We start from the raw sequence: 18,700 nt of genomic DNA, 5'->3' as shown, positions 1-18,700 counted from the left end.
TCTCAGGCGTCGGAGGGATGGTTGCGGCCGTCCGTCCACGGGATCGGATCGAGCAGCCGCACGTCCACGCCGCGGATGCAGGCCGCGTTGAGCCCGTATTGCGTGGGGTCGGAGCGGCGGCGGTGATGGGTGTAGATCCCGCAATGGCGGCAGAAGTAATGCTGCGCCGTGCCGGTCCCGAAGGTGTAGAGCGTGAGGTCCGCCTCACCGCGCACCACTTCCACGTCCTCGAGCCGCGCGGAGACCGTGGCCGCCCCCCGGCGCGAGCAGAACGAGCAGTCGCAGCGGCGGATCGATTCCATCCCGTCCGCGAGGATCGCGTGGAGTTCCACGGCGCCGCAATGGCAGGTCAGGGTCACGTCGTTCATCTCTTGCGTCCTACTTTGGGAATGGTGCTCGCCCGCGTCGCGTAACGCGCGGGGGCGTGAGGGGGGTGGCCGCTCGTGCGGCGCCAGTAGCGCGGGCCGCCGCGGCGCAGGAAAAGCGGCAGGGTGAGCGCGATGCCGGCCACGAAACCGCCCGCATGCGCCCAATAGGCCACGCCGCCCGCGCCCGCGGGCGTATTGGCGCCCGAGAGGATCTGCAGCGCGAACCAGATGCCGAGCACGATCCAGGCGGGTACGGGAATGATCCGGAAGAAGATCAGGAGAATGACGAGGATGTCCACGCGGGCCCGCGGGAAGAGCAGGAGATAGCCGCCCATCACGCCCGCGATCGCGCCCGAGGCGCCGACCATCGGCACGGTCGAGCCGGGGTCGGGGAGCGTCTGTCCGATCGCCGCCGCAACGCCCGCGGCGAGGTAGAAGAGGAGGAACGGAAGCGGCCCCATCTCCTCTTCGATGTTGTCGCCGAAGAGCCAGAGGAACCACATGTTGCCCAGCAGGTGCATGAGCCCGCCATGCAGGAATTGCGAGCTGAGGAACGTCACCGGCGAGGAGATCGCGGGCACGAGGGCCCAGCGCTCCAGAAGGGCCGCGAGCGCGCGCGGGTCGGCGAAGGCGGGCGCGGTGGCAAAGAAGACGGCGACGTTCGCGGCGATGAGCGCGTAGGTGACCCACGGCACGGATTGCGAGGGATTGTGGTCGCGGATCGGGAACATGGTCCCTCGTGCCCAAGTGGCGCGGGACGGTCAAGGTCCGCACGCGGGGGGCGGGGCCGCGACCCCGCGCACCGCCGCTCGTTTCAGGCCACGCCGGTCTTGCGGTGCGGATCGTCGTCGGCCACCTGCGCGAGGAGGGCGGCATTGCCGCCCGAGGCGGTGGTATCGACGCAGAGATGACGCTCGTGCATCACGTCGGGCACGGTCACGGGGCCGGTGACGAGCCGCAGGAGCGGGCCGTCGCGGCGGGCGAGCTGGCCCGCGAGGGACCGGGCGCTCTCTTCGTCGCCCCACCAGATGGCCGCGCCGAAGGCGTCCTCGTGCTCCAGATCGGGCAGGATCGAGAGCGGCCTGGCCACGCCGCCCAGACGTTCGACCTCCGCCACCTGCGCGCGGCGATCCGCGTCCGTGGGCCCGAGGCAGAGCACCGGCGGGCGGGGCACGAGGTGGAGCCGGTTCGATTCTCCCGTGGGGCCCGGCATCTCGCGGACCATCTCGGGCCGCTCGCTCTCCCGCGCTTGGGCGAAGCGGGGCAGGTAGAACGGCCCGCCGGCCTTCGGACCGGTCCCCGAGAGGCCCTCGCCGCCGAAGGGTTGGGAGCCCACGATGGCGCCGATCTGGTTGCGGTTGACGTAGAGGTTGCCGGCCTCGATCCGGTCGGTAACGTGCTGCACGCGGTCGTCGATGCGGGTGTGGAGCCCGAAGGTCAGGCCGTAGCCCGTGGCGTTGATCGCGTCGATCACCCGGTCGATGTCACGCGCCTTGTAGGTCGCGACGTGGAGGACGGGGCCGAATACCTCGCGTTCCAGATCCGCGATGGAGGACACGCGGATGAGGGTGGGGGCGAGGAAGTGGCCGGTGCCGGGGGCCTGCGCCTCGTGGATCACGCGGCCCGCCTCGCGCGCCTTCGTCACGTAGGACGCGATCTGCTCGTGCGCCGCGCCGTCGATGAGCGGGCCGCTGTCGGAGGCGAGGTGCCAGGGATCCTCGAGGCGGAACTCGTCCATCGCGCCCGTCAGCATCTCGAGGAAATCCTCCGCGATGTCCTCCTGCACGTAGAGGCAGCGAAGCGCGGAGCAGCGCTGGCCCGCCGACTGGAACGAGGATTGCACGATGTCGCGGACCGCCTGCTCGGGGAGCGCGGTCGAATCGACGATCATCGCGTTCAGGCCCCCCGTCTCCGCGATGAGGGGCGCGCCGGGGGCGCAATGCTCGGCCATCGCCTGCTTGATCTTGCGCGCGGTGGCGGTCGATCCGGTGAAGGCCACGCCATCGACACGGGCATCGGAGGTGAGCGCCGCGCCGACCTCTCCGCCGCCCGGCAGAAGCTGGAGCGCGCCACGCGGCACGCCCGCCTCGTGCAGCAGCGTGGTGGCGAGATGGGCGATGAGGGGCGTCTGCTCCGCGGGCTTGGCCAGCACCGCGTTGCCGGCGGCGAGAGCGGCCGCGACCTGGCCCGTGAAGATCGCGAGCGGGAAGTTCCAGGGCGAGATGCAGGTGACGCGGCCCAGGGGGGCGGCGTCGAGATCCGCGATCCGGGCGGCGTAGTAGCGCAGGAAGTCCACCGCCTCGCGCAGCTCCGCCACGCCGTCGCGGAGCGTCTTGCCGCCTTCGCGCGCGAGGATGGCGAAGATCTGCCCGAAGTTCTCCTCGTAGAGATCGGCCGCCGCGTTCAGCATCCGCGCCCGCTCCTCGGGCGTGGCGTCCCAGGTTTCTGCCGCGTCGAGAGCCACCTTCGCATCCTCGGCACTCGCGGCGCGAACCTCCCCGACCGTGTCGCCGGGATCGGCGGGGTTCTTTACGGAGGCCGCGGCGTCGGGGGCCGGATCGACCGCGAGTAGCGGTCCGGCCTCAAAGCGCGCGTCGCGGAAGGGCGCGCGCGCGGCCTCGATCCGGTCGAGATGGTCGGCGCAGGCGAGATCCCAGCCCTGGCTGTTCTTCCGCTCGGGCAGGAAGATGTCGGTCCCGGGCGTCACCGGGGCGGTGTAGCCCAGCGCGGCGAAGGGATCGGCGGCGACCTCTTCGGCGGGAACGGTCTCGTCCACGATCTGGTTCACGAAGGAGGAGTTCGCGCCGTTCTCGAGCAGGCGGCGGACGAGGTAGGCCAGGAGATCGCGATGCGCGCCCACGGGGGCGTAGATGCGGCAGCGCGTGTCGTGGCGGTCCATCACCACGTCGTGGAGGGCCTCGCCCATGCCGTGAAGGCGCTGGAACTCGTATTCGTCCACGCGCGCGTCGAGGCTGTCCGCGATGTCGAGGACGGCCGCGACCGTATGGGCGTTGTGCGTAGCGAATTGCGGGTAGATCCGCGCGCGGTTCTCTAGAAGCTTGCGGGCGTTGGCGATATAGCTCACGTCGGTCGCGGGCTTGCGGGAGAAGACGGGGAAGCGCTCCAGCCCCTCGACCTGCGCGCGCTTGATCTCCGTGTCCCAGTAGGCGCCCTTGACGAGGCGGACCATGAGCTTGCGGTCGAGCTTCGACGCCGTCTCCGCGATCCAGTCGATCACCGCGCCCGCCCGCGGCCCATAGGCCTGCACGACGATGCCGAAGCCGTCCCAGCCCTCGAGCCGGGGATCCTCGAGCACGCGCGCGATGATCTCGAGCGAGAGGGTCAGGCGGTCGGCCTCCTCCGCGTCGATGTTGAAGCCAATGCCGAGTTCCGCCGCCTTGGCGGCGAGGTCGCGGACGCGGGGGACGAGCTCGTCGAGCACGCGGTCGCGCTGCGCCACCTCGTAGCGGGGATGGAGCGCGGAGAGCTTGACGGAGATGCCGGGGTTCTTCGCGATGCTGTCGTGCTTGGCGCCGCGGGAGATCTTCGCGATCGCGTCGTCGTAGGAGCGGTAGTAGCGATCGGCGTCGGCCATCGTGCGCGCCGCCTCGCCCAGCATGTCGTAGGAATAGGTGTAGCCCTTCGCCTCCTGCTTCTTCGCGCGCTCCATGGCCTTTCCCATGTCCTCGCCCAGGACGAACTGGCGGCCCATCTCCCGCATCGCGCGGCCCGTCGCGGTGCGGATCACCGGCTCGCCCAGCCGCTTGACGGCACCGCGGAGCGCCTTCGCGGGGGAGGCGCGCTTCTCGTCGAGGACGCGGCCCGTCAGCATCAGCGCCCAAGTCGAGGCGTTGACGAGCGGCGAGGTGGACTTGCCCAGATGCGTGCCCCAGTCGCCCGGCGCGATCTTGTCCTCGATGAGCGCGTCGATCGTGGGCGCGTCGGGCACCCGCAGGAGCGCCTCCGACAGGCACATGAGCGCGATCCCCTCCTCGGTAGAAAGCCCGTACTCGGCCAGGAACACCTCCATCATGCCGGGCCGGCTGTCCTCCCGGATGTGGCGCACGAGGCCTGCGGCGGCCTTGCGGATGCGCGCGCGGTCGCCCGCGGCGAGCGCCGCCTCGGAGACGAGCCGTTCCAGCACCGCGTCGGGATCGGGATAGGGCGAGAGGGGCAGGACGGATGGGGGCAGGGTCGTGTCGCGGGGCATGGCAATCTCCTTCGTCACATCATAGTATAGCCCCGTTCCCGCGGGCGACCTGACCGAATTGATGTCGATCGACAGACGATCCGCCCGCTTTGTGAGGCATTGTCCGTGCATTTGAAAAGATCCGACCTCGACACCTTCGATCTCGCCATTCTCGACGTGCTGGGGGTCGAGGGACGGATCAGCGTGACCGAACTCGCCTCCCGCGTGGGCCTGTCGAAATCTCCCGTTCAGGCTCGGCTGAAACGGCTCGAGCAGACCGGGGTCATCACCGGCTATCGCGCGCTCATCGATCCGGTGCGGCTCAACCGCGAACACGTGGCCTTCGTCGAGGTCAAACTCGGCGATACCCGGGAAGCCGCGCTCGCGGCCTTCAACGCCGCCGTCAGGCGCGTGCCCGAGATCGAGCAATGCCACATGATCGCGGGCGATTTCGATTACCTCCTGAAGGTCCGCACCTCCGACATGACAACCTACCGCGAAATCCTCGGAACGCGGATCTCTGTCCTGCCACACGTTGCCCAGACCTCCACCTTCGTGGCGATGCAGGCGATCAAGGACGCCGCCGTCGCGGCGGCGACGCCGGGGGATCCGGGCTGAGGCGAGGGGCGAAGAGCGCGCGCTTGCGGCAGATGGCGCGTTGCGCCCTTGAAGCCGATGGCGCTAGCTCCCCGGCATGACCCGGTTGCCGCGCCTCTGGCCATACCTGCTGGCCGTCGGCCTGACGGCGCTGTCTCTCGCCTGCATCTGGCGGCTCGAGGCGGTGCGCGCGGGACTCCGCGTGGACAGCTTCGCCGTCGGATCGACACCGGTGACGCTCTGGCAACCCGCGACCGCGGGGCCGCATCCGCTCGTCGTCGTGGCGCACGGCTACGGCGGGTCGCGGCAATTCATGCAGACCATCGCCGCGACGCTCGCGCGGTCGGGCTTCGCGGCCGCCGCGTTCGACTTTCACGGCCACGGACGCAATCCGCTGCCCATGCGGGGCGACGTCACCCGCCTCGACGGCGCGACGGCCGATCTGGTGACGCAGACGCGGGAGGTCCGGGCGGCGCTCGAAGGCCGGGAGGGGATCGGCGGTTCGGTCTCGCTCCTCGGTCATTCGATGGCGACCGACATCGTGATCCGCGCCGCGGGCGAAGCGGACGATGTCGCGGCAGTCGTCGCGATCTCGATGTATTCCGACGCGGTTTCCCCCACATCGCCCCCGCGCCTCCTGATCGTATCGGGCGCGTTCGAGGGACGGCTCAGAGAGGTCGCCCTCGATCGGGCGCGCCTTGTGGCGCCCGACGCCGAGGAGGGCGAGATCGTGCGGGCGGGCGATGTCCTCCGCCGCGCGGCGGTCGCGCCCCTCGTGGGGCATGTGGGCGTCCTCTACAGCGCCACGACGCTGCGGGAAGTTCGCGATTGGCTCGCCACCGCCGCGGGGATCGCGCCCGCGGGCGCGCTGCCTCGGACCGGCCTGCCGCTCCTCCTTCTTCTCGGCAGCGTTCTGGCGCTCGCCCTCCCGCTGTCGCGCCTCCTGGGCCCACCCGAAGCGCCCGGTCCGCGCTCCACCGGGCTGATGCGCCGCGCGCTCGTCCTCCCGGTTCTGCCCGCCGCGATCGCGGCGCTCGCGGTTCCCGAGGGGCTCGTGGGGATCGCGGCGTTCGGACCGCTTGCCGCGTTCTTCCTGGCTTGGGGCGGCGTACAACTCGCGATCCTCTGGCGCGCCGGAGTTCTGCCTGCGCGGATCCGGGCCGCCGGTGCGGCCATGCTCCTCTTCTGGGGGCTCTGCCTCTTCGCGCCGGCGCTCGACCGCTACGGGGCGGCCTTCGTTCCGACCGGGCCGCGGCTCTGGATGATGGCGCTGCTGCTGCCGGGAACGATCGCCTTCTGTCTTGCCGACGCGGCGCTCGTCGCGGGACGCGGTCTAGGTCCCAGGATCGCGCTCCGTGTCGTGCCGATCGCGACCTTGCTTCTTTGCATGATCGCGGCACCGCGGCTCGGGGTGGCGTTCACGGTCCTGCCGGTCCTCGGTCTCTTCTGGCTGGTCTACGGCACTGCGGCGCGCTGGATCGGCGCACGAGGCGGCCGGACAGGTACGGCGCTTGCCCTCGGGGTCTGCCTTGCCTGGGCGATCGCGGCGAGCACGCCGCTCCTTGCAACGTGATGATGCACAGGGAGGCAAGCAGGGTGCGGACATTGACTTTTGCGAATGAATTGCATTATCAGGTGCGGGACTTCATTGGAGAGATTTCATGCGCGTGTTGATTGCCGGCGTGGCGCTGACCTGTCTGGCGGCAGGTGCCACGGCGCAGGAAGGCGGGCCGCTCAAGGTGGTGACGACCTTCACGGTGCTCGCCGACATGGCGCAGAACGTTGGCGGGGAGGCGGCGGAGGTCGTTTCAGTCACCCGGCCGGGCGCGGAGATCCACGGCTACGAGCCGACGCCGCAGGACATCGTGCGGGCGCATGGCGCGGACCTGATATTGTGGAACGGGCTGAACCTCGAACGCTGGTTCGAGCAGTTCCTCGCCAATCTCGGCGACCTGCCCTCGGCCACGCTGACCGATGGGATCGACCCGATCCCGATCGCCGAGGGCGCCTACGAGGGGCAGTCGAACCCCCATGCCTGGATGGGGCTCGAGAACGCGGAGATCTACGTCGACAACATCGCCGCGGCCTTCGCCGAAGCCGATCCGGAGAACGCGGACCTCTATGCGGCCAATGCCGGAGCCTACAAGGCGCGGATCCGCGAAACGATCGGCCCCGTGCGCGACCGGATCGCGGCGATCCCCGAGGCGCAGCGGTGGCTCGTCACCTGCGAGGGCGCCTTCTCCTATCTCGCGCGCGATTACGGGATGCAGGAACTCTATCTCTGGCCGATGAACGCCGATCAGACCGGCACGCCGCAGCAGGTGCGCGCGGTGATCGACGGGGTGCGAGAGCACGAAGTCCCGGCCGTCTTCTGCGAGAGTACCGTGAACACCTCTCCGGCCGAACAGGTCGCGCGGGAGACGGGCGCCGATTACGGCGGCGTCCTCTATGTCGACAGCCTGTCAGAGCCGGACGGCCCGGTGCCCACCTATCTCGACCTGCTGCGCGTGACGTCGGAGACAATCGCGGACGGGCTCGGGGCGGGGACGCGATGATCCCCACGGAGCCTCTCGAGGCACGGATCTCGGCGGACGGGCCGGGGGGCGGCATCCTCGCGCGGGACCTGACCGTGACCTATCGTAATGGCCATACCGCGCTCACGCGGGCGAGCTTCGAGATCCCGCGCGGCACCGTGACCGCGCTCGTGGGCGTGAACGGCGCCGGCAAGTCGACGCTCTTCAAGGCGATCATGGGGTTCGTGCCCGCGTCGCAGGGCGAGATCCGGCTTCTCGGGCGCAGCGTGCGCGACGCCCTGCGCGAGAACCTCGTGGCCTATGTCCCGCAATCCGAGGAGGTGGACTGGGCCTTCCCGGTGCTCGTCGAGGACGTCGTCATGATGGGCCGCTACGGGCATATGGGCTTTCTCCGCCGCGCCTCGGCGACCGACCGGGAGGCCGTGGCGCAGGCGCTCGCCCGCGTCGGCATGAGCGAGTATCGCCAGCGCCAGATCGGCGAGCTCTCGGGCGGGCAGCGCAAGCGCGTCTTCCTCGCCCGCGCGCTCGCGCAGGACGGTCAGGTTATCCTTCTCGACGAACCCTTCACCGGCGTCGATGTCCAGACCGAGGAGCAGATCGTGACGCTCCTGCGCGAGTTGAAGGACGAGGGGCGCGTGATGCTCGTCTCCACGCACAATCTCGGCTCCGTGCCGGAGTTCTGCGACCGCACCGTTCTCGTGAAGGGCACCGTGCTCGCCTATGGCCCGACGGAGACGACCTTCACCCGCGCCAATCTCGAGCGTGCCTTCGGCGGTGTGCTGCGCCACTTTACGCTGGGGGGCGCGGACCTGCATGACGACCATGCCGACGATGCGCGCCAGATCTCCATCTTCACCGACGACGAACGGCCGCTCGTCCATTACGGCGACCGCGCGCAGGTCCGGGGAGAGCGGGAATGATGGGGATCCTGCTCGAGCCGTTCTCCTATGGCTACATGACGAACGCGATGTGGGTCTCCGCACTCGTGGGCGGGCTGTGCGGCTTCCTGTCGTGCTATCTCATGCTGAAGGGTTGGAGCCTGATCGGCGACGCGCTGTCGCATTCCGTCGTGCCGGGGGTCGCGGGTGCCTACATGCTGGGACTGCCCTTCGCGCTCGGCGCGTTCCTCGCGGGCGGGCTCGCGGCGGGCGCGATGCTGTTCCTGTCGGACCGCTCCGGTCTCAAGGTCGACGTCGTGATCGGGCTGATCTTCACCGCCTTCTTCGGGCTCGGCCTCTTCATGGTGTCGCTGAACCCGGTCGCGGTGTCGATCCAGACCATCACCATGGGCAACATCCTCGCCATCACGCCCGGCGACACGCTGCAGCTCGCCCTCATCGGCGTGGTCTCGCTCGCGGTCCTGCTTCTGAAGTGGAAGGACCTGATGGTCGTCTTCTTCGACGAGACCCATGCGCGGTCCATCGGCCTCAGGCCCGGGCTTCTGAAGGCCATGTTCTTCGTGTTGCTGTCGGCCGCCGTCGTCGCGGCGATGCAGACAGTGGGCGCATTCCTCGTCATCGCGATGGTGGTGACGCCGGGCGCCACGGCCTACCTGCTTTGCGACCGCTTTCCGCGCCTTCTCGTCGTCGCGGTCGCGATCGGGTCGGCGACGAGTTTTCTCGGGGCCTATGCAAGCTATTTTCTCGACGGGGCAACGGGCGGCGTGATCGTCGTGCTGCAGACGGCGATCTTCCTCGCGGCCTTCGTCCTCGCGCCGAAGCACGGGCTTCTCGCCGCGCGCCGGAAGGCTGGAAAAGCCGCGGCGGTCGTTCCGAACGCGCCCGGGGAAGCCTGAGATGAACCTCGAGACACTGCTCCTGCCGCTGCAATTCCCGTTCATGCAGAACGCGTTCGCAATCGCGATCCTCGTCTCCGTTCCGACGGCGCTCCTGTCGTGCTTCCTCGTCCTCAAGGGTTGGGCGCTGATGGGCGATGCGGTGAGCCACGCTGTCCTGCCCGGCATCGTGCTTGCCTGGATCACCGGATTGCCGCTGATCCTGGGCGCCTTCGCGGCCGGCATGACCTGCGCGGTGGCCACGGGCTATCTGAGCGAGAACAGCCGGGTGAAGCACGACACGGTGATGGGCGTAGTCTTCTCCGGCATGTTCGGCCTGGGCCTCATCCTCTACACATCGATCCATACGAACGAGCATCTCGACCACGTGCTCTTCGGCAACATGCTGGGTGTCGGCACGGGCGATCTCTGGACCACGGGGCTTATCGCGGCGCCGGTCTCCGCAGCCCTGCTCCTGAAATGGAAGGACCTGCTTCTCCATGCCTTCGACCCGGCACAGGCGCGGGCGAGCGGGCTCCGGACGGGCCTGCTCCATTACGGGCTTCTCTCGATCCTGTCGCTAACCATCGTGGCGACGCTGTCGGCCACGGGACTGATCCTCGCCGTGGCGCTCCTCATCGCGCCCGGAGCGATCGCGTTCCTGTCCGTCAGGAGCTTCGGGAAGATGCTCGCCGTCGCCGTCGTGACCTGCATGGTCGCGATGCTCGCGGGGGTCTATGCGAGCTTCTTCCTCGACAGCGCGCCCGCGCCGACCATCGTCCTGATCCTCACGGCGATCTTCCTCGTGGCCTTCCTGCGGCGCGTCCGCGCGGTGCGGGCGGCCTCCCGGACGCGCATACGCGAGGACGGAGCGGCATCTTGGAGCTGATCGTCCGCAATGTCATCCTCGCCCCGGGCGCGGCTCCGGTCGATCTGGGCGTCGCGGACGGGCGGATCGTGGAGATCGCGCCGCGCCTCGCGACGAAGGCGGAAACGAAGACGCTCGACGGCGCCGGTGGATACGCCTTCCCGGGCTTCGTCGAAAGCCACGTGCACCTCGACAAGGCCTGTCTTCTCGACCGGACGCAGGCGGGCGGCGATCCGAAGGCCGCGATCGCGGCGGTGAAGGAGGCCAAGGCCGATTTCACCCGCGACGATGTCGCGGCCCGGGCGGGCCGGGTGCTCGACATGATGATCGCCCAGGGCACGACGCTGTTGCGGACGCAGGTCGAGGTCGATCCCGTCGTGGGGCTCACCGGCCTCGAGGGCGTGATGGAGGCTGCTTCCGCGCGCGCCTGGGGGATCGAGACGGAGATCTGCGTCTTTCCGCAGGACGGTCTGACGAACCTGCCCGGAACGGAGACGCTGCTGCGCGAGGGGCTGGCCGCGGGGGCGACGGTGCTCGGGGCCTGTCCCTACACCGACGACGACCCGATGGCGCAGCTCGACATCCTCTTCGACATGGCGGTGGAGCATGATGTCGATCTCGATATGCATCTCGACTTCGACCTCGATCCCGATCTCTCGACGCTTCACGCGGTGATCGAACGGACCGAGGCCGCCAGCTGGCAGGGGCGCGTGGTCGTGGGTCACGTCAACCGCCTTTCCGCCGTGGCGCGGGAAGCGCGCGAGGGGATGACGGACCGGCTCGCGGCGGCGGGGATCGGGCTCACCGCGCTGCCCTCGACCGATCTTTTCCTGATGGGGCAGGGCGCAGAGCATCTCGTGCCCCGCGGCGTGGCCCCGGTCCACGCGGCGAAGGGCTGCCGCTGCTCGCTTTCGACGAACAACGTGCTCAATCCGTTCACCCCCTTCGGCGACGGCTCCGCGCTTCGGATCGCCCATCTCTATGCGCACGTGGCCCGGATCGGCGATGCGGAAGGGCTCGCGCGCTGCTTCTCCCTCGTATCGGAGGACGCGCGCGCGCTCATGAACCGCCCGGCCTTGAGGATCGAGCCCGGCGCGCCTGCCGATATCGTCGTCCTCGACGCGGAGGGCCCCGCCGATGCCGTCCGCCGCCTAGCCCCGGCGCGGCTGGGCGTGAAGGCGGGACGGCAGAGCTTCTGTCGCCCTTCGGTCAGGCTGCTGTCGCCATGTTCCGCCTAAAGAGGTAGGTTGAGGCAAGCTATCTGCATGTCGGCGAGGCCCCGGGATCGCAAAGCCCTGGAAGCAGCACAACCTCATGGGGCACAAGGCAGATCAGTCCATCTCGCCGTCGCAGAAATGTTTGCGGAAGGGACGCAGGACGTCCGGCTAGCGTCGACCACCGAGAATTAGACTGCACATCCCTCCGACCAAACCGCCGAAGACGATCAAGCCGATGGCGATCGCCGGAGCGATTGACGGCAGAAACAGCGATGCGATCCAGACGTAAAACGCCACTGTCGCGCTTCCGCTCGCGATAAGAATGATCGTACGGGCGAGCGCGTATCCGATTTCGTCCCAGTAGCCCGGTTTTTCGTCCGTGCCATGCTGTTGGGTATCCGACGCGTGAGGGTCGGATGATAATCGAACTTCATTCCGGGGAATTGCGCTCATAACTCGGCGCCTCACACACGCAACAGTTAGATGCGTACGTGATTTTTTCGAAAATTGCAACTCTAAGATGCGCGCGGGGTCAAATCGAGAAGTTTAGGTGGCCGGATCTGGTCGATCCGTACGCCAAAGAATTGAAAACGCAATCCTCACTCGGATTGGCGAGTCGGGATCGGCGCGACATCCGCGTCGCGGAAATGAGCGGCGTAGCCGCGGTAGGTCGGCAGCGTCTCCGACAGCATCTTGCGGCGCGCCTCGTTCATGTCCCCGATCGGCTTTGCAGGCCGCCCGGCCCAGACCTTGCCCGACGTCAGGACTTGCCCCGGCTCGGTCTCGGCACCCGCAGCGACGAGCACGTCCTTCTCGACGACCGTGCCGGGCGCGATAACGGCACCGATGCCGACCAGGCTGCGTGTCTCCACGCGGCATTCCGCGAGCGTGACGTTATGGCCGATCGTGACGTCGCCCGCGATCTCGATCTTGCCCGATCCGCAGCGCAGGAGCGAATTGTCCTGTACGTTCGTGCCGTCGCCTATCGTGATGCTTCCGGTACCGGCATCGAGTTCGCAGCCGTACCAGATTCCGACTTCGATTCCGCACGAAATCTCCCCGATCGTCGTGGCGGAGGGGGCGAGGAAGAAAGCGGGGGCTTCCTGCCTCATAGCGACTGCATCGCCGGTTCGCTGCTCGGCGCGGAGTTTCTGGTGACGTGCCTCGAGACCGGCGGCATCGATCCGCTCTACGGGCTTGGCGGGCACGCCCGCATAGATCCAGCCTCCCTCGAGCTCGGTCCTGGGAAAGACGACGGAGCGCGCGGAGATCACGGCGCCGGGGCCGATCCTGGCGCCGTCGAGGATCACAGCCTCGCGCTCGACCACGCAGTCGGAGGCCACGTCACAGGCATGGATGACGCTGCGCGGCCCGGCGGTCACGTGATGGGCGATATGGGTGGGCAGGACGTCGTGCGCGATATGGACCGTCGCATGCTCGGAGAGGAAGAAGTCGTCCCCGATCTCGACGCAATGACCATCGGCGCGGATGACGCTGCAGGGGCCGAGCCAGGCATCGCGCCCGATCCGTGCCCGGCCGAGCACGGCCGCTCCGGCCCCCGCATAGGCGGGCGGCCCCGCGAATTCGGGCTTGGTCCCGTGATAGGGGGTCAGGATCGACATCGGGTCGTTCGGCATGAATGTTCTCCTCCGGTCGGCGGTTTCGCCGGGGCGCCGGCCTTCACCGCCCCATATAGCGGCGAAGGCGTGGTGAGCGGTATGGTTCCGGGCAAGCCGGTCCGACGGCCGGACCCGACCCGCTGACGGAGGTGGATCGGGGACCGGCGCCGGTGTGAGCCGGATATCAGAAGACCGGCGTCTCGCGGTAGATGCCCCAGATTTCCTTCAGCTTCTCGACGATGTCGCCCATCGTTGCCCCCTCCTTCACCAGCTTGATCGTGACCGGCATGATATTGGCGTTCTCGTCCTTCGCGGTGGCGACGAGTTCGTCGAGGAGAGACTGCACCTTCGCCTCGTCGCGGTTCTCCCGAACGCTTCTCGTGCGGTTGATCTGCCGCTCCGCTGTGGTGGCATCGTAGGGGTGAACCTCGATCTTCGGGTCGGCCTCCTCGCTTACGTAGCGATTGACGCCGATTACGGGCTTCTCGCCGGACTGCTTCTTCAGAGCCGTCTCGTAGGCGAAATCGGCAATGTGTTTCTGGAACCAGCCTTCCTCGATCAGCTTGATCGTGCCGCCGCGTTCTTCTACCTCGTCGAGGATCTCGAAGATCTTCTTCTCGTACTCGTTGGTGAGCGACTCCACATAATAGGAGCCGCCCAGCGGGTCGACGACCTGCGTCACGCCGGTCTCGTCCGCGATCACCTGCTGCGTGCGGAGCGCGAGCTGCATGGCGTGCTCCGTCGGGATCGCGAAGGCCTCGTCGTAACCGTTCGTGTGCAGCGATTGCGCACCGCCCAGAACCGCGGCCAGCGCCTGCGTCGTCGTGCGCATGACGTTGACCATGTATTGCGGTTTCGTCAGAGAGGCCGCGGCGGTCTGGCAATGGAAGCGCAGACGCATCGATTCCGGCTTCTTCGCGCCGTAGCGCTCCTTCATGATCTTGGCGTAGCAGCGGCGCAGCGCGCGGAACTTCGCGATCTCCTCGAAGAAATCGGCCTGGCAGACGAAGAAGAAGGCAAGCCGCGGCGCGAAATCGTCGATGTCGACGCCGGTCTTCAGCACCTCGTCGACATAGACGGTGAGGTTCGCGAGCGTGAAGGCGGCCTCGTGGAGCGGCGAGGAACCGGCTTCGGAGATGTGGTAGCCCGAGATGTTGATCGGGTTGTAGCGCTTCATCGTCTTCGCCGAGTAGGAGATGATGTCGCGCACGATCCGGACCGATGGCGTGATCGGGTAGATGAACTCCTTCTGCGCCATGTATTCCTTGAGGATGTCGGCCTGCACCGTGCCCGAGAGCTTGTCGAGATCGTAGCCGCGCTTCTCCGCGAGCGCGATGTACATGGCGAGCAGGATCCAGGCGGTGGGATTGATCGTCAGGGAGACCGAGATCTCCTCCAGATCGATGCCCTCCAGAAGCGCCTCCATATCGGCGAGCGTGTCGATGGCCACGCCCTCGCGGCCCACCTCGCCATCCGACATTGGATGATCGCTGTCGTAACCCATCAGCGTCGGCATGTCGAAATCGGTGGAGATGCCGGTTTGACCCTGCTGGATCAGGAACTTGAAGCGCTTGTTCGTGTCCTCGCCGGTGCCGAAGCCCGCAATCTGGCGCATTGTCCAGTTCCGGCCGCGGTACATGGTGGGGTAGGGGCCGCGGGTGAAGGGATACTTGCCCGGCAGACCGATATCCTCCGCCGGCGTGTCGGCGATATCGGCGGCGGTATAGGTGCGCTTCACCGGGAAGTCACCGAGTGTGTAGAATTCCTCCCGGCGCTCGGGCGCGCGCTTGAGGAACCCCGCGACTTCCTCCTGCTCCCATTTCGCGACGGTTTCGCGGATCTGATCGGGCGACATCTGGGAAATGCTTGCAGTCATGAACTTGCCTCGCTTGAAAAGTTGCGCACGAGCGTTTCGGCCGCGCTGTAGGGATCGACGGTCCGTGCGGCGACATCCGTCGCGGCGCCGTCGAAGTCGCTCTGGGCCTCGAAACGCTCAAGCATGAGGGCCTCCGCCGCCTTGCGCAGGCGAAAGGACGAGATCTGTTCGCGCCGTGCCCGCCCGGGCTCGCCCTCGAGACTTTCGAGGTGCTTGTCGAAGGCGGCGACGAGCTCGTCGAACCCTTCCTCCTGGAACGAACTCGAACCGATGACGGGTGCGCGCCAGTTGGGCTGCACGCCGTGGCCGATGCCGTCCCTAAGCATGGACTTGAGATCGGTCATCGTCTTGTTCGAATCCGAGCGGTCGCATTTCGAGACGACATGGATATCGGCGATCTCGAGGATGCCGGCCTTGATCGCCTGCACCTCGTCGCCCAGGCCCGGCGCGGAGACGACCACCGTGGTATGGGAGGCGTTCGCGATCTCCACCTCGTCCTGTCCGACGCCGACCGTCTCGATGATGATCTTGTCGAAGCCGGCGATGTCGAGGATGTCGACCACGTCGAGCGCCGCATGGGCCATGCCGCCCACCGAGCCATGCGTCGCCATCGAGCGGATGAAGACGTCGCGGTCCAGCGCCAGGTCGGACATGCGGATGCGGTCGCCCAGGATCGATCCGCCGGAATAGGGGCTCGACGGATCGATCGCCACCACCGCGACGCGGCGGCCGGCGGCGCGCAGCTTGTGCACGAGTTTCGCGACCATCGTCGACTTGCCCGAGCCCGGAACGCCGGTCAGCCCGATCACGTGCGCGTTGCCCGCACGGCGGTAGATCTCGCCGATGGCCTCGCGCACCTCCGACATGTTCGCCTCCGCACGGGAAATGAGGCGGGCCACAGCCCAGGTCTCTCCCTTCGAGGCCGGTTCGATCAGGTCCATGGAGGGGATGTAATCTGCCATCACGACGATCCTCCTTCCTGACGTCGCCGCATCTCCGCGAAGGCCTCGCGGTCGTCGATCACGCGCTTGGCCTTGAAATCGGTGCGCTCGTGGCTGTTCGGCGCCACGACTTCGACCGCCGCCCTGAGCCCCAGCATGTCGTGGAGTTGTCGCGAAACCTGCGCATGGAAAGCCTTGCGCCGCTCGTCTCCCTGCTGCCAGCCCGCGTCGTCGAGTTCGACGGAGATCATCATCTCGTCCATCGTTCCCTCGCGCGTGACGAAGACCCGGTGCTCGCCGCCATAGCCGTCCGTCTTGCTCAGCGCGGCCTCGATCTCGCTCGGATAGACGTTCTCGCCGCGGATCGTGATCATGTCGTCGATCCGTCCGATGATGCCCATGGGCAGGTGCGGATAGGTCCGCCCGCACGGTGTCGGGCCGTCTTCCCAGATCGTGAGATCGCCCGATTCCAGCCGGATCATCGGCTGCGACATCCGCTCGAGATGCGTGTAGACCGGCGTTCCCCGGGAGCCGTAGGGCACGCGGGAGTGGGTCTCGGGATCGCAGACCTCGGTATAGACGATGTCCTGCCAGCTCAGCATACCGGGCGTGCCCCGCGCGCCGCCCAGATGCATCCAGGGCGTCATCTCTCCCATCGAGCCGCAATCGAAGACGGACGCGCCATAGAGATCCTCGATCCGCTCGCGCACCGCCGGAATGGAGGCGCCGGGCTCGCCCGAGAAGAACATGTAGCGAAGGCCGAACTTGCGCGGATCGAGCCCGTCCTTGATCGCCGTCTCCGCGAGATGGATGGCGTAGGTGGGCGTACCGTAGAAGCCTGCAGGCTTCAGCATGTCGAGCCATTGCGCGCAGCGCGAGGACATGCCGGAGGCGCCGGCACCGAACGGGAACGCCTTGGCCCCGAGCCGCTCCGCACCCGCGAGCGCGCCCCAGCTGCCCATGTAGAGGCTGAAGATCGCCGCCACGCAGATCGTGTCGCCCGGCCGCATTCCCATGGCCCACATGATCCGGGCATGGGCGTTCGCGATCGCCCGCCAATCCTCGCGCGAGATCGCGAAGGCCGTGGGCCGCCCCGTCGTCCCGCTCGTCCCGTGGATGTGGTGGACCTCGCCTTCGGGCACGCAGAGGTAATCGCCAAAGGGCGGGGCGGAGGATTGCGAGCTACGCAGATCCGCCTTCCGGATCACCGGCACGCGTTCCTCGAAATCCTCGAGGGATTTCAATTGAGATGGATGAAACCCTGCCTCGTCCCATTTGCTACGATAGAAGGGCGCGTGGTCATAGGCATAAGCGCAGATCTCCTGTAGCCTGACGAGGATCGCCGCGTCCCGGTCGGCAGCCGGCATCGTCTCCCGGTGCGAAAACCAGTAGCGGCTGTCCGGATCGGGGAGATAGCCGTCATCGAATTTCGGCGGGAACGACCATTGCTCCATCCGGGCGGTCATCAGCGGACGCCCCGCGCCTCGACCAGCTCCCTGAGCGTATCGACGATCTTCTGGGGCGGGGTGTCCTGCAGCATCACTTCCGCGACGCCCATCTTCTTGAGCTCCTCCACATCCTCGTCGGGCATCACGCCACCCGCGATGATGATCATGTCCTTGGCGCGGTTCTCCTCCAGGAGCTTGAAGATCTTGGGAAAGACGGTCATCTGAACGCCGGAAAGGAGAGAGACGCCGAGCACATCCACGTCTTCCTGTACGGCGGCCGAGACGACTTCCTCGGGCGTACGGTGCAGACCGGAATAGATCACGTCCATCCCGGCATCGCGCAAGGTCCGTGCGACGACCTTCACGCCGCGGTCGTGGCCGTCGAGACCGATCTTCGCCAGAAGCACGCGAATGGGTGCGGCCATAATAATTCTCCTCCCTCGGATCGAATGTCGTATACGAAATGTGAGACCGCGGGACATGTCAAGGCTGTCGTGGTCTTTCGATGGGAAGGAAGAGCCGATGCGGGCGTTGACGCAGAACAAGACGTTGCTGGATCAGACCTACGAGGCACTGCTCGAGGCGATCTGCACCGGGAGCATCAAGGCCGGAGAGCGCCTCAATCAGGACGAGATCGCGGCGCGGCTTTCCGTCTCGCGGCAGCCGGTCAACAGCGCGATCGCGATGCTGAAGGCGCAGCGTTTCGTGAACGATACCGGCCGGCGCGGCGTGGTCGTGGCCCCGATCGACCGCACGATCTTCGAGTCGATCTACACGTTCAGGACCGCGGTCGAGCCTCTGGCGGTGCGCCTCGCGACCGGGCGACTGACGCGAGATGCCATCACGCTCGGACGAGACGTGATCGAGCGCGGAAAGCGTCAGGTCCAGGCCGGCGAACGATCGGCCGCGCTACGCTGCGATATCGAGTTCCACAACCTGATCTATACGCTGAGCGGCAACCTCATCATCTCCGATACGATGAGCCTGAACTGGCGCCATCTGCAACGTGCCATGATCGAGGTGCTGAACGTTCCGGGCGCGACACTGCGCGTCTGGAAGGAGCATGACGAGATCTTCCGATCCATGGTCGAGGGCGATGCGGAGGGTGCGGCAGCAATGATGCACGCCCACATGATCAACGCGACCCTGCAAATCCCGGAAGAGTGAAGCTCAAGACATCACGGATAAATTCAACATAATCTTGCTTCTCGGATCTCGGTAACCGACGGATTGTACTGGAGCCTTACCCCGACGATCCGCGATGCGACC

The 18,700-nt window shown here is 67.3% G+C and carries 17 protein-coding genes; 8 read left to right on the top strand and 9 right to left on the bottom strand.

Going from position 1 to position 18,700, the window contains the following annotated elements; all coding sequences use genetic code 11:
- Positions 1-2 precede the first annotated feature (2 nt).
- The 3 genes from LX81_RS11075 to putA all read right to left on the bottom strand — a co-directional run bounded on the left by LX81_RS11075 (position 3) and on the right by putA (position 4,578).
- Positions 3-368 carry a GFA family protein gene (locus tag LX81_RS11075; RefSeq protein WP_111537389.1) on the bottom strand — a complete coding sequence of 122 codons (366 nt, stop codon included), beginning with the start codon at positions 366-368 and terminating at the stop codon, positions 3-5.
- Positions 365-1,099, bottom strand: coding sequence for a rhomboid family intramembrane serine protease (locus LX81_RS11070; protein WP_111537388.1), 735 nt, complete (start codon positions 1,097-1,099; stop codon positions 365-367). The genes LX81_RS11075 and LX81_RS11070 overlap by 4 nt, the downstream gene beginning before the upstream one ends.
- 83 nt (positions 1,100-1,182) lie before the next feature.
- Positions 1,183-4,578, bottom strand: coding sequence for a bifunctional proline dehydrogenase/L-glutamate gamma-semialdehyde dehydrogenase PutA (putA, locus tag LX81_RS11065; RefSeq protein ID WP_111537478.1), 3,396 nt, complete (start codon positions 4,576-4,578; stop codon positions 1,183-1,185).
- Between the two features lie 105 nt (positions 4,579-4,683).
- Here putA and LX81_RS11060 point away from each other — a divergent pair, with 105 nt between their 5' ends.
- The 7 genes from LX81_RS11060 to LX81_RS11030 all read left to right on the top strand — a co-directional run bounded on the left by LX81_RS11060 (position 4,684) and on the right by LX81_RS11030 (position 11,568).
- Positions 4,684-5,175, top strand: coding sequence for an Lrp/AsnC family transcriptional regulator (locus LX81_RS11060; RefSeq protein WP_111537387.1), 492 nt, complete (start codon positions 4,684-4,686; stop codon positions 5,173-5,175).
- Positions 5,176-5,251: 76 nt separating this feature from the next.
- Complete coding sequence (locus LX81_RS11055; RefSeq protein WP_111537386.1) at positions 5,252-6,727, top strand: alpha/beta hydrolase; 1,476 nt, start codon at positions 5,252-5,254, stop codon at positions 6,725-6,727.
- 88 nt (positions 6,728-6,815) lie between these two features.
- Positions 6,816-7,709, top strand: a complete 894-nt coding sequence (locus tag LX81_RS11050; RefSeq protein WP_111537385.1) for a metal ABC transporter substrate-binding protein — start codon at positions 6,816-6,818, stop codon at positions 7,707-7,709.
- Positions 7,706-8,608: a manganese/iron ABC transporter ATP-binding protein gene (locus LX81_RS11045; protein ID WP_111537384.1), complete on the top strand. Its 903-nt coding sequence runs from the start codon at positions 7,706-7,708 to the stop codon at positions 8,606-8,608. The genes LX81_RS11050 and LX81_RS11045 overlap by 4 nt, the downstream gene beginning before the upstream one ends.
- Positions 8,608-9,483: a metal ABC transporter permease gene (locus LX81_RS11040; protein WP_146259416.1), complete on the top strand. Its 876-nt coding sequence runs from the start codon at positions 8,608-8,610 to the stop codon at positions 9,481-9,483. The genes LX81_RS11045 and LX81_RS11040 overlap by 1 nt, the downstream gene beginning before the upstream one ends.
- Position 9,484: 1 nt before the next feature.
- Positions 9,485-10,351: a metal ABC transporter permease gene (locus tag LX81_RS11035; RefSeq protein WP_111537382.1), complete on the top strand. Its 867-nt coding sequence runs from the start codon at positions 9,485-9,487 to the stop codon at positions 10,349-10,351.
- Complete coding sequence (locus LX81_RS11030) at positions 10,342-11,568, top strand: amidohydrolase family protein (protein ID WP_234822575.1); 1,227 nt, start codon at positions 10,342-10,344, stop codon at positions 11,566-11,568. The genes LX81_RS11035 and LX81_RS11030 overlap by 10 nt, the downstream gene beginning before the upstream one ends.
- A gap of 147 nt (positions 11,569-11,715) precedes the next feature.
- On the opposite strand, the gene LX81_RS11025 is transcribed toward LX81_RS11030, so the two are convergent.
- The 6 genes from LX81_RS11025 to LX81_RS11000 all read right to left on the bottom strand — a co-directional run bounded on the left by LX81_RS11025 (position 11,716) and on the right by LX81_RS11000 (position 17,856).
- Complete coding sequence (locus tag LX81_RS11025) at positions 11,716-12,000, bottom strand: hypothetical protein (protein ID WP_111537381.1); 285 nt, start codon at positions 11,998-12,000, stop codon at positions 11,716-11,718.
- Between the two features lie 146 nt (positions 12,001-12,146).
- Positions 12,147-13,184 (bottom strand): gamma carbonic anhydrase family protein, encoded by a 1,038-nt coding sequence (locus LX81_RS11020; RefSeq protein ID WP_111537380.1) that lies wholly within the window; start codon positions 13,182-13,184, stop codon positions 12,147-12,149.
- Between the two features lie 166 nt (positions 13,185-13,350).
- Positions 13,351-15,042 (bottom strand): methylmalonyl-CoA mutase family protein, encoded by a 1,692-nt coding sequence (locus LX81_RS11015; protein ID WP_111537379.1) that lies wholly within the window; start codon positions 15,040-15,042, stop codon positions 13,351-13,353.
- Positions 15,039-16,004, bottom strand: coding sequence for a methylmalonyl Co-A mutase-associated GTPase MeaB (gene meaB, locus LX81_RS11010; RefSeq protein WP_234822574.1), 966 nt, complete (start codon positions 16,002-16,004; stop codon positions 15,039-15,041). Before meaB ends, LX81_RS11015 begins: the two co-directional genes overlap by 4 nt.
- The gene (locus LX81_RS11005) at positions 16,004-17,449 is read right to left on the bottom strand and encodes a phenylacetate--CoA ligase family protein (RefSeq protein ID WP_111537377.1); all 1,446 of its coding nucleotides are present in this window, start codon (positions 17,447-17,449) and stop codon (positions 16,004-16,006) included. Before LX81_RS11005 ends, meaB begins: the two co-directional genes overlap by 1 nt.
- Positions 17,449-17,856: a cobalamin B12-binding domain-containing protein gene (locus LX81_RS11000; RefSeq protein ID WP_111537376.1), complete on the bottom strand. Its 408-nt coding sequence runs from the start codon at positions 17,854-17,856 to the stop codon at positions 17,449-17,451. The genes LX81_RS11005 and LX81_RS11000 overlap by 1 nt, the downstream gene beginning before the upstream one ends.
- Positions 17,857-17,953: 97 nt before the next feature.
- On the opposite strand from LX81_RS11000, the gene LX81_RS10995 reads away from it, so the two are divergent.
- A complete protein-coding gene (locus LX81_RS10995; RefSeq protein ID WP_111537375.1) occupies positions 17,954-18,598 on the top strand; it encodes a GntR family transcriptional regulator in 645 nt (214 codons plus the stop codon).
- The last annotated feature ends 102 nt before the right edge of the window (positions 18,599-18,700 follow it).

It is taken from the genome of Palleronia aestuarii, assembly GCF_003253995.1.
Classification (GTDB): domain Bacteria; phylum Pseudomonadota; class Alphaproteobacteria; order Rhodobacterales; family Rhodobacteraceae; genus Palleronia; species Palleronia aestuarii.
This window is presented reverse-complemented; position numbering and strand designations above follow the sequence as displayed.

What these genes read in the sequence shown, in the direction of transcription:
- LX81_RS11035 (WP_111537382.1), top strand. Translation starts at nt 9,485, where the DNA reads ATGAACCTCGAGACACTGCTCCTGCCGCTGCAATTCCCGTTCATGCAG.
- LX81_RS11020 (WP_111537380.1), bottom strand. Translation starts at nt 13,184, where the DNA reads ATGCCGAACGACCCGATGTCGATCCTGACCCCCTATCACGGGACCAAG.
- LX81_RS11070 (WP_111537388.1), bottom strand. Translation starts at nt 1,099, where the DNA reads ATGTTCCCGATCCGCGACCACAATCCCTCGCAATCCGTGCCGTGGGTC.
- LX81_RS11025 (WP_111537381.1), bottom strand. Translation starts at nt 12,000, where the DNA reads ATGAGCGCAATTCCCCGGAATGAAGTTCGATTATCATCCGACCCTCAC.
- meaB (WP_234822574.1), bottom strand. Translation starts at nt 16,004, where the DNA reads ATGGCAGATTACATCCCCTCCATGGACCTGATCGAACCGGCCTCGAAG.
- LX81_RS11075 (WP_111537389.1), bottom strand. Translation starts at nt 368, where the DNA reads ATGAACGACGTGACCCTGACCTGCCATTGCGGCGCCGTGGAACTCCAC.
- LX81_RS11040 (WP_146259416.1), top strand. Translation starts at nt 8,608, where the DNA reads ATGGGGATCCTGCTCGAGCCGTTCTCCTATGGCTACATGACGAACGCG.
- LX81_RS10995 (WP_111537375.1), top strand. Translation starts at nt 17,954, where the DNA reads ATGCGGGCGTTGACGCAGAACAAGACGTTGCTGGATCAGACCTACGAG.
- LX81_RS11000 (WP_111537376.1), bottom strand. Translation starts at nt 17,856, where the DNA reads ATGGCCGCACCCATTCGCGTGCTTCTGGCGAAGATCGGTCTCGACGGC.
- LX81_RS11055 (WP_111537386.1), top strand. Translation starts at nt 5,252, where the DNA reads ATGACCCGGTTGCCGCGCCTCTGGCCATACCTGCTGGCCGTCGGCCTG.
- LX81_RS11005 (WP_111537377.1), bottom strand. Translation starts at nt 17,449, where the DNA reads ATGACCGCCCGGATGGAGCAATGGTCGTTCCCGCCGAAATTCGATGAC.
- LX81_RS11015 (WP_111537379.1), bottom strand. Translation starts at nt 15,042, where the DNA reads ATGACTGCAAGCATTTCCCAGATGTCGCCCGATCAGATCCGCGAAACC.
- LX81_RS11045 (WP_111537384.1), top strand. Translation starts at nt 7,706, where the DNA reads ATGATCCCCACGGAGCCTCTCGAGGCACGGATCTCGGCGGACGGGCCG.
- LX81_RS11050 (WP_111537385.1), top strand. Translation starts at nt 6,816, where the DNA reads ATGCGCGTGTTGATTGCCGGCGTGGCGCTGACCTGTCTGGCGGCAGGT.
- putA (WP_111537478.1), bottom strand. Translation starts at nt 4,578, where the DNA reads ATGCCCCGCGACACGACCCTGCCCCCATCCGTCCTGCCCCTCTCGCCC.